A 14,984-nucleotide genomic window follows, 5' to 3' on the forward strand; every position below is an offset into this window, starting at 1 on the left:
TGGGCTGTCCTATGAATACTTCAACACCATCAATATCAACAGGAAGCCGTGTGAAAAATATGAAAAGCTATTTATCCCCGCTGGTTCGGGACATTCCGCCTTCCGGTATCCGGAAGTTTTTCGATCTTGTAAGCGGAAGCAAGGATATCATTTCTTTGGGGGTGGGAGAACCCGATTTTATTACCCCCTGGCATGTGAGGGAAGCCTCGGTATATGCTCTGGAAAGAGGAAGGACCAACTACACGCCAAATGCAGGATTACCCGAACTTCGCGAAGCCATTGCTGAATACTTGCATAAGTCTTTCCACGTTGCTTATGAACCGATGGAGGAGGTAATGGTTACGGTAGGCGGCAGCGAAGCCATTGACCTGGCTCTGCGGGCTTTAATTACTCCGGGAGATGAGATCCTCATTCCGGAACCGACGTATATTTCGTACTCGCCGATCGCTGCTATTTCCGGAGGGAAAACGGTTGGTATTGAGACGTATGCCAAAGATAATTTTAAATTAACTGCCGAATCCTTGAAAGCCGCCCTGACACCACATTCCAAAGTCCTTATCCTTTGTTATCCGAGCAATCCTACAGGCGGCATTATGACTTACGAGGACTGGTTGCCCATCGCAAGAATCGTGGAGGAGCATGATCTGATCATTATTTCAGATGAGATTTACGCCGAACTGACTTACGGGCAAAAGCACGTTAGTTTTGCTTCGATCCCTGGTATGAAAGACAGGACAATTCTGGTCAGCGGCTTTTCCAAAGCTTTTGCCATGACAGGCTGGAGAATGGGTTATGCGTGCGGACATCGGGAGCTTATTTCTGCCATGCTAAAGATTCATCAATATACAGTCATGTGTGCCCCCATTATGGGACAGGTTGCTGCTTTGGAGGCGATGAAAAACGGGCTGGAAGAAAAGGACAAAATGGTGGAATCTTATAACCAGCGCAGACGTCTTGTGGTGAAGGGATTCTGTGAAATCGGCTTGGAATGCCATGAGCCTCAAGGAGCTTTTTATGCTTTTCCATCTATTTCCAAAACGGGGTTGGGCTCGGAGGAATTTGCCCAGCGCCTGCTTTATGAGGGAAAAGTAGCGACGGTTCCGGGAAATGTGTTCGGTCTTGGGGGAGAAGGCTTCATCCGTTGTTCCTATGCCACTTCCGTAACTCAGTTAAATGAAGCCTTGGAGAGAATAGGAAAATTAATAAAAAAGTTATAAATTGTCACAAAAACAGTTGTTCTAGGGATCGTAAACCTGATATGTTTAGGTCATAACGTTCATTTTGAAGAGGGAGGCGGTTTTATGGCATTTTTAGAGTATCAGCTGTCCGAGTATCCGAAGAAATGGCACGTTTCCGAATCTTCGGAACCCCGCATGTCTTCAAAGAATTCGTATAAGGCCTCCTCACTGCACGCTTTGGAAGAAGAGATTCATTTTCTAAGACGCAAGCTGGAACAATTGGTTCTGGAAGGAAGGGAAATGACATCGGAGTCTGTAGTTCAAATGAGCACACTGCTGGATTTTAAAATTAATAAATACATGCAGCTTGTCAAAGAGAACGATTGACCCCGCTGTAATAAAGAAAACGTATATTTTGACAAAAAGCCGAGCCGGTGTTATACCGGCCTTTTTTTAAAATTACCGTATGAGTGTTACCTATCATTTTGTCTATAACTACTTGGAGGTAGATTCTTACCGTGAAGCGTCTTACCTTGCTTCTGCTTAGAACACTTGTTCTTGTCCCGGTCCTGATGGCCGGATGCGGCGGCAAACCGAAACACGATGTTGTAATGTTTATGATGGGATCTTCCGGTTTTCCCGTTGATATTGTCACAAAACTCGAAACTTCATTGAAAGAAAAGGTTGGAGAAGATGTTTCCCTTCTATTTCCGCTTCTCCCATGTATGCTTCCTAAAAATTGGAAGTTTAAGTCGCTGCGGGAGGAAATGGAATCCTGGTCTTGCCCCAAAAAGAGTTTCGTAGCTTTGCTGCCCAAAATTCGTTTGTTTCTTTGGATGATCTGGCCGGTGTGGATGACTTCCCCGGCGGTATCGAGGAAGCTGTTATCGAGCCGGAAAACAAGAAACAGGAGCCGAAACCGGAACCGCTCAAGGAGAAGCATCTGTATGCCGTTCCGCTGGATGAGACAAAATGGTTCAGGGAGAATGAGCTTAGCGGTTTGGGCTTATATGCCATGATTCCCGTGAATGTGCCCGATATCGAAAAAGCCAAGGCCGTTATGAGGAAAATTGCCGAAAAAGAGTGATCCATTTTATTGTCACTAATGATGAATTAGCCTATAATCGATTAAGAGTTTGATTGCTTGATACATGCTGTGCTGTTTTCAGAATCAGCATTTTGAAAAAACAAATACATGATCAGCAGGTCCTGCCGGCAGTACTGTCTGCCATGCAGGTGAAAAGGGAAGCCCGGTGCAAATCCGGCACGGTCCCGCCACTGTGATTCGAGAATGATCTCATTAAGCCACTGTCCGGAAACAGGATGGGAAGGCGGGATCATGCACCACTCGAAAGTCAGGAGACCTACCTGTTGATGACTCTCGCGAAATCCTTCGAGGAAAGGATGGCGTTAAATCAGGAACGGCTCCGAAAGAAGGAGTCCCCAATGGTACTGGTTTATCCTGCCCCTTTCTATTCTTCGAAATAGGAGGGGTTTTTCGTTGCAGTAAAGATTGTATTTGAAAATGGAAGTCAAGCTGGACTCGGAGTACTCTAAATAAAGGGGAGAAGACCAGAAATGAAAACAAGATGGATGAATAGAGTGGTTGCGGGCGTGCTGACCCTTGCATTGGCAGTCAGCATGACAGCCTGCGGAAAAAAAGAGGAGCCTGCGGCTAGCAGTTCACCGAAAGCGGAAGCGACTGCCAAGTCGGGAGATTCCTCTTCTAAGAAAACGCAATATCCTTTGAAAGTCACGGATGCGACAGGTAAAGAATTCACTTTTGAGAAAGCTCCTGAGCGGATTGCCTCCATTTCACCAGCGGAGACAGAATCCCTTTTCGCCATCGGTCTTGGTGACAAAATTCAAGGGGTATCCGATTTTGATGATTTCCCGAAAGAAGCTAAATCAAAGCCTAAGCTTGGCAGCATTATGAAACCGAATGTGGAAGCCATGATTGCGGCGAATGTGGATGTGGTATTTACGGGTATATCGACCAGCAAGGAAGACGTAGAGAAGCTTCGCGAATCCAATGTGCAGGTGTTTAAGGTCGAACCGAAAACTCTCGATGATGTTATGAATAATATGCTGCTCTATGGTAAAATTACCGATCATCAGGAACAAGCCGAGCAAGTAGTGGAAAAAATGAAAGCTGAAAAGCAAAAAGTGGTAGATGCGGTAAGCAAAGTAAAAGCGGAAGAGAAGAAGAAAGTATATGTGGAGTTTTCTCCGGGCTGGTCAGTTGGCAGCGGGGAATTCATGAATGAAATCATCGAGCTGGCCGGTGGGATAAATGTCGCTTCAGACATGAAGGGATGGCACCAAATCAGTGAAGAGAAAATCATAGAGAAGAATCCGGATGTCATATTGTATGCGAACGGTGTAACTGACGACAAAACCAAGAAAAACCTGGAGGAACTGATTCGGGGCCGCAGTGGCTGGGATCAGATCAATGCCGTAAAAAACAATACGGTAATCGGTGTAGACCAAAACCTGATCAGCCGTCCGGGTCCGCGTATCACACAGGGATTGACCGAGGTAGCTAAAGCGATTTATCCGGATCTTGTCAAATAAACCTGTCATAGGTGAAAGATATATGAAAAGAAAATTATTCATTTGGGGAGGAGTAGGGGTACTACTCCTTTTTCTTTCTATTTTGCTTAGTCTGTCCGTAGGATCAGCTTCTTTGCCGGTTCCCGATATTTTCCGGATTTTGGTGCATCAAATACCATTTTTGGGTGATGCCATTCAGGCTGACTGGCCCGGGTCTTCTGAACAGATTATCCTGAAAGTAAGGTTTCCCCGTGTGATGCTTGGAGTGCTCGTAGGCGCTTCTTTGTCGGTGGCCGGGGCAGCTTTTCAAGGGGTTTTACGCAATCCCCTGGCAGATCCTTATACGCTTGGCGTTTCATCAGGTTCATCTGTCGGAGCTGCTTTTCTTATTTATTTTGGTTTGCAGTACGCTTTTTTTGGCCAATGGACTATTCCAATCGTGGCTTTTACCACAGGACTTTTCTCTTTATGGTTGGTACTGAGGCTTGCCCGGATTGACGGAAAAATTCGCATGGAAACCTTGATTTTGTCCGGAGTGGTCATGCAGGCTTTCCTGGGTGCTTTCGTTTCTTTTATGGTGGCTATGTCTAATCAGGTTGTGAATGAAATCATGTTTTGGCTGATGGGCAGCCTCGCTATGAGAGGATGGGCTTACACAGCAGTAGTGTTTCCGTACTTGCTGATCGGCCTCGTCATTTTGATTGGATACTCCCGGTCCTTGAATCTGATTTCGCTTGGGGAAAGACAGGCTTCCCATTTAGGGGTTCATGTGGAAAGGACGAAGATGATCGTCCTGACCGTAGGGACACTGATCACGGCTGCGGCCGTTTCCGTATCGGGTGTAATCGGATTTGTTGGATTGATTGTGCCCCATTTGATCCGGCTTCTTGTCGGTTCTGATTATAGGCTGATTATTCCGCTTTCCGCACTGGGCGGGGGAATCTACGTGTTATGGGCGGATACTTTGGCAAGAACCGTCTTAAGCCCAACGGAAATTCCTCTTGGCGTGGTCACTGCCTTCCTGGGCGCTCCTTTCTTTGCCTATTTGCTTCAAAAGCATAAGAAACAGGTAAGAGGTGGATGAGATGATACTTGTAGAACAAGCATCCAAACAATACGGCAGTGAGACTGTCCTCCATGACATTAATCTAAATGTGCAATCCGGCGAATTTTTTGGTATCATCGGTCCCAACGGGAGCGGGAAATCCACCCTGCTTAGCCTTTTGTCCGGCGTAGAACAGGTTTCTTCCGGACGTATTTATCTTGATAATCAGGAAGTGAACAGTTATAAACGGAAGGAATTGGCCCAATGGGTCGCGGTCCTTCAGCAGGATGCGTTGCCTCCGGTAGGCTTTACCGTACGTGAGGTTATCGAGATGGGCCGTTTTCCTTTTCAGAACTGGCTTGGGGATGAAGAGGAAGACCCGGAGTCTCTGATCCAAGGGATTATAGAGACGTTATCTCTTGAAACGGTCACGGACCGGCCCGTTGAAGTTTTAAGTGGAGGACAGAGGCAGCGTGTGGCTCTGGCCAAAGTGATGGCTCAGCAGCCGAATTTGCTGCTTCTGGATGAACCAACGACTTTCCTGGATATCGGTTACCAGGTGCAGATGATGGATTATGTAAGAAAGTGGCAGGCGGAATGCGGGTTAACCGTAGTAGCCGTGCTTCATGATCTTAACCTGGCCTCCCAATATTGCAGCCGCCTGCTTGTTTTGCATGAAGGAAAAGTAGCGGCAACAGGAACTCCGCAGGAAGTGTTAACCGAAGAACTTATCGAACGGGTTTATGGGACATCTCCTATTATTTTATCTCACCCTGAAAGCAGTGTTCCGCAAATTTTGCTTAAACCGGGCAGCAATGCCAAGGCATAGACCTATCTTACTTAGAGTATAAACTAACTAGGCTTCTACGGAAGGAGAGGAATGTATATGACAATTAAAACATGGATTGACGGAATAGTACCCCTTGATGAAGGGATGATATTGGAAGCATCCAGGCATTTGGACCAACTGACCAAGCCTCAGGGCAGCCTGGGCAAATTAGAGGAATTAAGCAAGCAATTGGCGGGAATCACAGGGGAGATTACCCCTTACTTTGATAAAAAAGCAGTCATTGTTATGGCGGCCGATCACGGGGTATGTGAAGAAGGAATCAGCGCTTTTCCGGCTGAAGTTACCCCGCAAATGGTGATGAACTTCCTGCAGGGAGGAGCAGCAGTAAACGTGTTGGCCCGGCAGGCCGGTGCTGAAGTGTTCTGTGTGGATATCGGGGTGAACGAAGATCTTGAACATCCGGAACTCATTTCCCGTAAAGTACGCAGAGGCACGCGGAATATGACAAAAGAAGCAGCCATGACAAGGGAAGAGGCTGTACAGGCTATTGAGGCTGGCGGCCATATCGTAGAGGAATTGTATAAGCAAGGAACCCGTATATTTGCCACAGGAGAGATGGGAATCGGGAATACGACAGCAAGTGCTGCTATTCTTTCTGTTATCGGAGACTACGATCCGGAGAAAACCGTTGGACGGGGAAGCGGGATTAATGACGAACGATGGAAGCATAAATGTGCAGTGGTTAAGAAGGCAATCGATTTAAATGCCCCTAATGCCAATGATCCTGTCGATGTTCTCGCCAAAGTCGGAGGGCTTGAAATAGCCGGACTCGTAGGGATGATTCTTAGTGCAGCCTATCACCGCTGTCCTGTAGTGATCGATGGTTTTATTTCATCAGCAGCTGCTCTAATTGCAAGCAGGCTTGCTTCGTTCTCTACCCAATATATGATTGCGGCACATCAATCCCATGAACAGGGACACCTGAGAATGCTGGAAGCGATCGGATTATCACCTGTCCTTCATCTTGATTTAAGGCTTGGGGAAGGAACGGGAGCAGTACTGCTGTTTCCTTTCATTGATTCGGCATGCCGGATTATGAAAGAGATGGCAACATTTGAAAGTGCCGGAGTATCCGGTCCCTGATCGGCCTTCCGGGGATGCCATGAAAAAAACAATAGAAAGTAAGGATAGCCGCAGTTGCCTAACAGCTGCGGCTCCTCTGTCAATCTGCATGAAAATTCACAAATGTTTACAGTCAGAGAGGAGCCTGGAAACATGGCTGTACTGGTTACAGGAGGAGCAAGAAGCGGAAAGAGCGGGTTTGCCGAGCGGTTGGCTGCTTCCAGAGGGAAAAGCGGGCGGTATGTCGCAACCTCACAAATCTATGACGAGGAGATGGAGATGCGTGCAGCCCTCCACCGAAAGCAGCGCAAAGAACAAGCATTTTCGTGGGTGACAGTAGAGGAGCCGTATGAACTTGCCGGTTTGCTTCGCCAATTTGCCCAAGAACAGGGGGAATCTGCCCTAGCCACTGATGTAGTCCTGGTGGATTGCCTGACTTTATGGCTTTCTAACTGGCTGCTTCGTTATCAAGAAAGACAAAATATTGTGGACCTTGTTACTGCTAAGCTGGATGAACTTGTCAAGGCGGTAGAAGCTTATCAAGGACATTTAATTCTCGTTACGAATGAAGTTGGGAGCGGCATTGTGCCGGAGTATCCGCTAGGTAGACAGTATAGAGATCTGGCCGGACGTATGAATCAGAGACTTGCCTCTGTTTGCCCGGAAGTATTTTTAGTTACGGCGGGTATTCCGGTTGAACTTAAATCCATTCAGTGGAGATGGCAGTAATCATGTGGTGGCTTTATGAACCTTCCGAAATCTTTGGCATTTTGGCAGCGGCGATTCTGATCGACCTGTGGGTGGGAGATCCTGCCCGTTTTCCCCATCCCGTCGTTCAGATAGGGAAATGGATTTCCTTTTTGGAGAAAAAGTGGCGCTTGCCTCTGGCGGACGATCCGTCTCCCGAGGCGGCCAAAGCGTTAAAGAGAAGAGGTGTCTGGCTTGTTCTTGCGACGATAGCCCTCAGCTTTATCACTATTCAAATACTGGTGATGATGGCTGCTTGGATTCATCCTTGGGCAGGCTATGCCGTTTCAGCCTGGTTCATTTCTACAACAATCGCAATCAAAGGGCTTAAAGAGGCGGCTTATCGGGTCACACGCCCTTTGGAACACGGAAACCTGGAGGAGGCCAGAACCTATACCGGATACATCGTAGGCAGAGATACAAGCCGGCTTAAAGAGGACGAGCTCACGAGGGCCGTGGTCGAAACGGTGGCGGAAAATAGTGTGGATGCCGTTATTTCGCCTCTATTCTACGCCTTGCTTGGCGGAGCCCCTTTGGCGATGGTATACCGTGCCTCCAATACGCTGGATTCCATGGTCGGCTATAAAAATAAGAAGTACCTCTTATTCGGCTGGGCATCGGCCAGGTGGGACGATATCCTCAACTGGATTCCGGCCAGGATAACCGGTTTTCTTCTGATCGTTACCGCCGCTTTGTTTCCGGGATTGTCCGGCAAGCGGGCGATGCGGTCCGTATGGACGTTTGCCCGTTTTCATCCCAGCCCCAACAGCGGTATTCCGGAATCTGCCGTGGCAGGAGCCTTAGGTATTGAACTCGGAGGCCGCAATGTGTACGGAGGACAGGCCAATGAACGTGCCCGTATGGGCTGGCCTTTGCGCGAGCGTACGAGGAGTGATATCAGCCAAACGGTCAAGCTGTTGTATGGAATCAGTTTTCTTGTATTAGGAGGGATCTTGCTGACATGGGTTTTGGTTTTTTAAAACAATGGGGGAGCGGATGCGTGGCTGCATTTCAATTTTTAAGCCGTCTGCAGGTGCCAATCAGGATTAATTATACTTCATCGGTTTTTGCCGCAAGCACGGCGTTTTATCCGGTTGTGGGAGCTATAATCGGGACGATCGTTGCAGCCTCCGGTGGATTGCTTGGCCATATTTTCCCGGCTTTACCTCTTTCCGTTATGATGGTTGCTGTGTGGATAGGGTGTATGGGAGGACTACATCTGGACGGTTTAATGGATACGGCTGATGGAGTGCTTAGTCACCGGGATAGGCAAAGAATGCTGGAGATTATGAAAGACAGCCGGGTCGGTGCCATGGGAGTGATTGTTTTTTCAATAGTATTGTTGACGAAATGGGCGGCGATTTCCGCGCTTCTGGCAGTTTCCTGGAACATGTACGCCTCTTTCTTGATTCTTGTCCCCTTATGGAGCCGGTGGTTTATGGTGATAGCGATCAAAAGATGGCCTTATGCGCGAAAAGAAGGAGGCATGGGCAGCTTTTTCACTGGAGTACGAAAGCTGCACCTTGTCCTGGCAACAGGTCTTGCCGTGGTCTTAACCTTGCTTATTCTCGGTTTGTTGTCTCCTCTTCCCTTCCCCAGACTGCTGATTTATGGAGCTGTGATTCCGGCAGCCACGCTGCTTGCGGGATGGGGCATTGCCTCTTATTTGGCAAAAAAACTGGGCGGATTGACAGGAGATACATACGGGGCACTAAACGAACTTTTAGAAACTTTGATCCTGCTCTTATTGACGGCCTTGATCTGATAATAAATCAACGATGAAAAGAGGTCTGGTGTATGCTCGAACGATTTGGACATGGCGGTGATTTAAAGACAGCCCGTGAAATCTTCGGTTTCCCGGAAGACGAATTTCTTGACTACAGTTCCAATATGAATCCGTTCGGTCCTCCCCCTTGTGTGGAGAAAATTATGAAGGAACGGTGGCAGGAGATTGTGCGCTATCCCGATCCTGCAGTCAGGGAATTGCGGGCTTGTATAGCCAAAAAGTATAAAATACCGGAAGAAGCTATTCTGGCGGGAAACGGGGCTGCCGAACTGATCGATCTGGTTATTCGCGTATTGAAACCTCAAGTGACGGGAATTGCAAGACCGTCCTTTTCGGAATATGAGGAAGCTGTACATAAGACGGGAAAAGGTACGATCACAATTCCCCTTAGGGAAGAAAATCATTTCGATGTTCAGGCTGAGGATGTGGAAAAAGCTTTTGGACACAGTGATATTTTGTTTCTGGGACAGCCAAACAATCCAACAGGACGTCTTCTGCCTGAACAGGTAAACCAACTGATCAGGGAGAATCGGCATCCGGTTATTTTGGATGAGGCATTTTTGGATTTTCACCCGTCGGAGCAAAAGCTGACTTTTATTCGCGAGGCGGCATCCAGCCGGCATTTGTTTGTCATTCGTTCGATGACCAAGTTTTATGCGATACCGGGAATCCGTCTCGGTTTTATAGTAGCCCATCCTGAATGGATCAGGAAGCTTAAGGAGCATCAGGTTCGGTGGAGCGTCAATATGCTGGCTCAGCTCATCGGGGCTGCTGTTTTCGGGGAAAAAGAGTATGAAGCCAAAACGAAGGCCTGGCTGCAGGATGAAAAAGAATGGATGCAAAAGGAGTTTCGGAATATTGGCTTTCAGGTAACGCCTACGGAAACGAATTTTATGCTGTTTGCTTTCCCGAAGGAACATCCGGTGAACATCAAGCAGCTTCAGGATAAGCTTGGACGCAGAGGGATTTTGATCCGGGATGCCTCTTTGTTTCCTGGGTTGAATGCAAAATATGGGCGCGTGGCCATCCGGTTTCGCCAAGACAATATGAAACTAATTGCAGCACTGCGTGAAACGGTAAACGTTTAAACCGGAAAGGAAGATCATAATGGAAACAAAACAAACGGTTCAGGCTGCCACACTGATGATCCAGGGTACCTCTTCAGATGTCGGAAAAAGTATTCTAACCGCTGCTCTCTGCCGCATTTTTATGCAGGATGGCCTGCGTGTGGCACCTTTCAAGTCACAGAATATGTCCCTGAATTCTTATGTGACACCAGACGGCAAGGAGATCGGAAGGGCTCAAGGCGTCCAGGCTGATGCCTGCAGGATTCCGGCTACTGCCGATATGAATCCGATTTTGTTAAAGCCCAAGGGGGACATGACTTCCCAGGTTGTAGTTCATGGGAAACCGCACCTGGATATGGAGGCAAAAGCCTACCGTGAATCCTATTTGCCCCTTGCTGAAGGGATTGTAAAAGAATCGCTTGCCCGTCTTCGGCAAGATATGGATCTGGTTTTGCTCGAAGGCGCCGGAAGTCCGGCAGAAATCAATCTGAAAGACAGAGATATTGTAAACATGCGAATGGCCGAATGGGCGGATGCTCCTGTCCTTCTTGTAGCGGATATTGACCGGGGAGGAGTATTTGCTTCCATCGTCGGAACATTGGAGATTCTGAATCCTGAAGAACGCAAACGGGTTAAAGGATTTATTATTAACAAATTCCGGGGGGATGTAAGCCTGCTTCGTCCCGGTATTGACTGGCTGGAACAAAAAACGGGTAAACCTGTACTGGGTGTTGTCCCTTACTTGCCCCAATTTGGCATTGAAGATGAGGATACAGCCTCCCTGGATTCCAAAAGGGTTCAAAACCATAAGTCGGGCGCAGACTCCGAAGCGGACGGAAGCCGGAGGCTGGATATAGCTGTTCTGCGTCTTCCCCGGATTTCAAATTTTACCGACATGGATCCTCTCTATGAGGAAACTGATGTCCGGATTAGGTACGTATCCCATCTGGATGAATGGGGAAATCCGGATGCATTGATCATTCCGGGAAGCAAGAATACTTCGGAAGATCTGCTTTTTCTTCAGAAGACAGGACTTGCCCGGCGGATCATAGATCATGCCGAAAACGGGAAGCATGTGGCAGGAATTTGCGGTGGTTACCAGATGCTCGGAGAGGCCCTGATTGACCCGGGCCGTATTGAATCAGATCATACCAGGTTATCCGGATTGGGCTTGTTGCCTCTGGAAACCGAATTTATATCCGAGAAACAAACGGTGCGAGTAGAGGGGAATACGTGTCTCTTTGCTGCCGGATCGGAAGCGTTTAATGTGGGAGGCTACGAGATTCATATGGGCCGAACCTGGTTTACAGGGGGAGGAAATCCGATTTTTCGGGTCCGTACAATTTTGCAGGGGCAGACGGAAGGTTCGTCCGAATGGCGAAATGAGGGAGCTGAGAATAGAAACGGCCGCATTTGGGGGACCTATGTACATGGAATCTTGCATAATGACAATTTTCGCAGAGCGTGGCTTAACGACATTCGTCTAAGCAAAGGATGGGAGCCGCTTTCTGCCAATCTGCGTTACCAGGAAAAAAGAGAAGCGGCATTCGACCGTCTGGCCGGGCATGTACGGAAGCATTTGGATATTTCCCTTATTTATGAGATGATACAACTACAAAAAAAGAACGGCCTGAGGTCGAGGAAGCCAAAAGCATGAGAGGAGAAGATGAGCATGAACATATACACGCGTACAGGGGATAAGGGAAAAACGGGTGTTGTCGGGGAAGAGTGGACAAGAATGACGTTAGAGTAGAAGCTTATGGTACAACGGATGAGCTTAACTGTTTTGTCGGCCAGGCCATCAGCTTTCTCCAGGAAGATGTTTTTGCCGATATGAAGGAAGATTTGCAGGAAATTCAACATGAAATTTTCGATTGCGGATCTGACCTTGCCCTTCTCAAAAAGGACGTCAGGCCTTATAAAGTAACGGCAGAGATGGTAACAAGACTGGAAACCTGGATTGATAAATACGATGCTGAAACTCCGGACATCCAAAGATTTATTCTTCCCGGAGGAACAGCCGGTGCGGCTGCCCTTCATGTCTGCCGGACGGTTTGCCGCAGGGCCGAAAGACGCATTGTCACATTGGGCAATTCGCAGGAAATTAATGAAGAAACGCTCCGTTACATGAACCGCCTTTCCGATCTGTTTTTTACGATGGCCAGGGCAGCCAATCATAGAGCGAACAGGGAGGATGTGGAGTATGTACGCAGTGCAGAGGTGTTCAGACGTAAATCATGAAGTACTATGATCCCCTTCCGTACCTTGTACCGCCTGAAGATGATGGCATGCTTCTCAAATCTATTATTCAAAAGAGGCTGAAGGTTTCCCGGAAATTGTTATCCCGATTGAAACTGACGGAAAAAGGAATTATGGTCAACGGGACCAGGCAATATATCAGTGTGAAAGTGAAAACGGGTGATTTGGTGGAACTGAGGATGGAACAGGAAACCTCGGATGATATTCTGCCTCAATCGATTCCCCTGAATATTTTGCATGAGGACGAACAACTGCTGGTTCTGAACAAGGAAGCAGGGATGATTGTTCATCCCACCCATGGCCATTATGTGAATACGGTGGCTAATGCGGTCGTCTTTCACTGGCAGCAGAAGGGGATTTGCCACCGCTTTCGTCCCGTTCACCGGTTGGATCAGGAAACATCCGGTGTTCTGGCTATAGCTAAAAATCCGTATGTCCACCAGCAAATTTCTGAACAGATGATGATGCATGCCTTGGATAAACAGTATCTGGCCCTTGTTTATGGAGTAGTGAAGGAAGACCGGGGAACTCTGGATGATCCCATTGACCGAAACAAGGACAATCCCCATATCCGGACGGTAACACCTTCCGGTTATCCGGCTGTAACTCATTATGAAGTACTTAAGCGAATGAACGGAGCTACATTGGTGCGGCTTTGGCTGGAAACGGGAAGAACCCATCAAATTCGCGTACACATGCAGCATTTGGGGCATCCGTTATTGGGAGACAAGCTGTACCGGCTGGAACAGTTTGAGCAGTTGGGAGAGAAGACGAAGAAGCTGATTTCCCGGCATGCTCTTCATGCGGAATCGCTTGGTTTTGTCCATCCGGGTACGGGACAGAAAGTGACTTTTACAGCTTCCCTGCCTAAAGATATGGCTCATGTGATAAAGGAATGGGGATTTTCTTGACTTTGTCTGTCAGATCATGGAAAATTTAATCATACTTGCTCAAAAGGAGACGGTTAGGAATATGAATGTTACCGTATATGAATACAGTAAATGCAGTACCTGCCGGAATGCAATTAAGTGGCTTCAGGCCCATCATTACGAGGTTAAGAAGATCCCAATCGTGGAACATCCGCCGAGTAAAGAAGAGCTTCGGGAACTGATTCGCCTGAGCGGGCTGGAGATCAGGAAATTTTTCAACACTTCTGGTGAAGTCTATAAGCAAATGGGTCTAAAGGACAAGCTGGGCGGAATGGACATGGAGGAAATGTTGGGACTTCTTTCTTCCAACGGTAAATTGATCAAGCGTCCTATAGTGACGAACGGAAGAACAACTACGGTGGGATTCAAGGAGCCTGAATTTGAACAGGTCTGGGGTGCCTCCAAAGCTTAAAGGAGGAATAGGCAAGTGAACAGATCGACAAAAGACCGGGGGGACGGGGAAAAGGAAAATCAAAAAGGCCGAAACTTTTCTGTTACGGCTCTGACGATCATCACGATGATGATCACCGTAGGGGCCTATGCGCTGAATTCTCCTATTTGGTTTGCAGTAGGTCTGGTAGTCATGATCTTTATTCATGAGATGGGCCATGTGCTTGCTGCCAAACAAAAAGGACTGCCGGTATCAGCACCGGTATTTATTCCTTTTGTAGGGGCGCTGATTACTATGAAACGCCATCCGACCGATGCTTCCACTGAAGCTTATATCGCTTTGGGAGGACCTCTGCTTGGAACGGTCGGAGCAATGGCAGCTTTCGGACTTGGTGTATATTACCAATGGCCTGATTTGCTCAATGTGGCCTATACAGGCTTTTTTTTAAACTTAATCAATCTGTTGCCAATTCATCCGCTTGACGGAGGCCGCATTTCTGTTGCGGTTACACGTTGGCTCTGGCTTGTCGGCTTAATTGGGGGGCTGGGTGTTATTCTCTACTTCCGTAGTATGATTTTCTTCCTGATTTGGGCTCTTTTTGCCTATAATCTATACAATCAGTACGTCAGGGGAAAAAACAAGGAACGGCGGGTATCTGTCCGCACGGAATTTGAAATGCCGGCCCAGCATTTGGTCGACTCAGGTTATCTTATTCCCGGGGAAGATCATCAGACAAGGCTTCCTTTCACTACATACTGCCGGCTTGATGACCCGGACAAGAAACAGTCTGTAGATCTGGAATGGGGCATTGTAGGATTCCGGGGACAACTGATATTGCCGGAACAGGCGGAAATTCACGAAATCAGAGTAGAAAAGGTTGAAAGAAGGCAAAAGGCTGATGGTCTTTATCTGAATCTGCATTGCGTCTTCGAACTTATTCCTTATGTTAGAGAAGACTATTATGAGGTCTCGCCCTCTACACGCTGGAAGTTTGGCATCATTTACTTTGGCCTTGCCGTATTTTTGTTCGGTATGATGCGGATGGTAAACCGGGTAGCTCAAACGATGGCCATGGGAATGTAATGGATCGGCATTAACGAATAGAGTTTAATATTTA

Annotated in this window: 15 protein-coding genes, 1 pseudogene and 1 riboswitch; all 16 genes and pseudogenes read left to right on the plus strand. The window is 47.7% G+C overall.

Annotation, left to right across the window (positions count from 1 at the left end; all coding sequences use genetic code 11):
- The first annotated feature begins 11 nt into the window (after positions 1-11).
- The 16 genes and pseudogenes from BXP28_RS20180 (at position 12) to BXP28_RS20255 (ending at position 14,950) form a co-directional block, all read left to right on the plus strand.
- Positions 12-1,217: an aminotransferase class I/II-fold pyridoxal phosphate-dependent enzyme gene (locus tag BXP28_RS20180; RefSeq protein ID WP_042119337.1), complete on the plus strand. Its 1,206-nt coding sequence runs from the start codon at positions 12-14 to the stop codon at positions 1,215-1,217.
- An 84-nt stretch (positions 1,218-1,301) separates the two neighbouring features.
- Positions 1,302-1,565, plus strand: a complete 264-nt coding sequence (locus BXP28_RS20185; RefSeq protein WP_024095222.1) for an aspartyl-phosphate phosphatase Spo0E family protein — start codon at positions 1,302-1,304, stop codon at positions 1,563-1,565.
- 394 nt (positions 1,566-1,959) lie between these two features.
- The gene (locus tag BXP28_RS24665; protein ID WP_024095221.1) at positions 1,960-2,265 is read left to right on the plus strand and encodes a hypothetical protein; all 306 of its coding nucleotides are present in this window, start codon (positions 1,960-1,962) and stop codon (positions 2,263-2,265) included.
- 100 nt (positions 2,266-2,365) lie between these two features.
- A riboswitch (cobalamin riboswitch) is annotated at positions 2,366-2,564 on the plus strand.
- A gap of 192 nt (positions 2,565-2,756) precedes the next feature.
- Entirely contained in the window at positions 2,757-3,752 is a 996-nt protein-coding gene (locus BXP28_RS20195) for an ABC transporter substrate-binding protein (RefSeq protein ID WP_023483742.1), read from the plus strand.
- A 22-nt stretch (positions 3,753-3,774) separates the two neighbouring features.
- A complete protein-coding gene (locus BXP28_RS20200) occupies positions 3,775-4,815 on the plus strand; it encodes a FecCD family ABC transporter permease (protein WP_023483743.1) in 1,041 nt (346 codons plus the stop codon).
- A 1-nt stretch (position 4,816) separates the two neighbouring features.
- The gene (locus tag BXP28_RS20205) at positions 4,817-5,605 is read left to right on the plus strand and encodes an ABC transporter ATP-binding protein (protein ID WP_024095219.1); all 789 of its coding nucleotides are present in this window, start codon (positions 4,817-4,819) and stop codon (positions 5,603-5,605) included.
- Between the two features lie 57 nt (positions 5,606-5,662).
- Complete coding sequence (gene cobT, locus BXP28_RS20210; RefSeq protein ID WP_042119334.1) at positions 5,663-6,709, plus strand: nicotinate-nucleotide--dimethylbenzimidazole phosphoribosyltransferase; 1,047 nt, start codon at positions 5,663-5,665, stop codon at positions 6,707-6,709.
- Positions 6,710-6,841: 132 nt separating this feature from the next.
- Complete coding sequence (gene cobU / locus BXP28_RS20215) at positions 6,842-7,417, plus strand: bifunctional adenosylcobinamide kinase/adenosylcobinamide-phosphate guanylyltransferase (protein WP_096761274.1); 576 nt, start codon at positions 6,842-6,844, stop codon at positions 7,415-7,417.
- Between the two features lie 2 nt (positions 7,418-7,419).
- Positions 7,420-8,415 carry an adenosylcobinamide-phosphate synthase CbiB gene (gene cbiB / locus BXP28_RS20220; protein ID WP_023483747.1) on the plus strand — a complete coding sequence of 332 codons (996 nt, stop codon included), beginning with the start codon at positions 7,420-7,422 and terminating at the stop codon, positions 8,413-8,415.
- Positions 8,397-9,200, plus strand: a complete 804-nt coding sequence (cobS, locus tag BXP28_RS20225) for an adenosylcobinamide-GDP ribazoletransferase (RefSeq protein WP_023483748.1) — start codon at positions 8,397-8,399, stop codon at positions 9,198-9,200. Before cbiB ends, cobS begins: the two co-directional genes overlap by 19 nt.
- 32 nt (positions 9,201-9,232) lie before the next feature.
- Positions 9,233-10,309: a threonine-phosphate decarboxylase CobD gene (gene cobD, locus BXP28_RS24670; RefSeq protein WP_023483749.1), complete on the plus strand. Its 1,077-nt coding sequence runs from the start codon at positions 9,233-9,235 to the stop codon at positions 10,307-10,309.
- 19 nt (positions 10,310-10,328) lie between these two features.
- On the plus strand, positions 10,329-11,945 hold the full coding sequence (locus BXP28_RS24675) for a cobyric acid synthase (RefSeq protein WP_023483750.1): 1,617 nt from the start codon (positions 10,329-10,331) through the stop codon (positions 11,943-11,945).
- Between the two features lie 15 nt (positions 11,946-11,960).
- A pseudogene (locus BXP28_RS20240) lies at positions 11,961-12,529 on the plus strand (cob(I)yrinic acid a,c-diamide adenosyltransferase).
- Positions 12,526-13,458, plus strand: a complete 933-nt coding sequence (locus BXP28_RS20245) for an RluA family pseudouridine synthase (protein ID WP_023483752.1) — start codon at positions 12,526-12,528, stop codon at positions 13,456-13,458. The pseudogene BXP28_RS20240 and the gene BXP28_RS20245 overlap by 4 nt, the downstream one beginning before the upstream one ends.
- Before the next feature lie 61 nt (positions 13,459-13,519).
- Complete coding sequence (locus tag BXP28_RS20250; RefSeq protein ID WP_036656029.1) at positions 13,520-13,888, plus strand: arsenate reductase family protein; 369 nt, start codon at positions 13,520-13,522, stop codon at positions 13,886-13,888.
- 15 nt (positions 13,889-13,903) lie between these two features.
- Positions 13,904-14,950: a site-2 protease family protein gene (locus BXP28_RS20255; RefSeq protein WP_023483754.1), complete on the plus strand. Its 1,047-nt coding sequence runs from the start codon at positions 13,904-13,906 to the stop codon at positions 14,948-14,950.
- Positions 14,951-14,984: the final 34 nt, after the last annotated feature.

This window comes from Paenibacillus larvae subsp. larvae (assembly GCF_002003265.1).
Taxonomy (GTDB): Bacteria; Bacillota; Bacilli; order Paenibacillales; family NBRC-103111; genus Paenibacillus_H; species Paenibacillus_H larvae.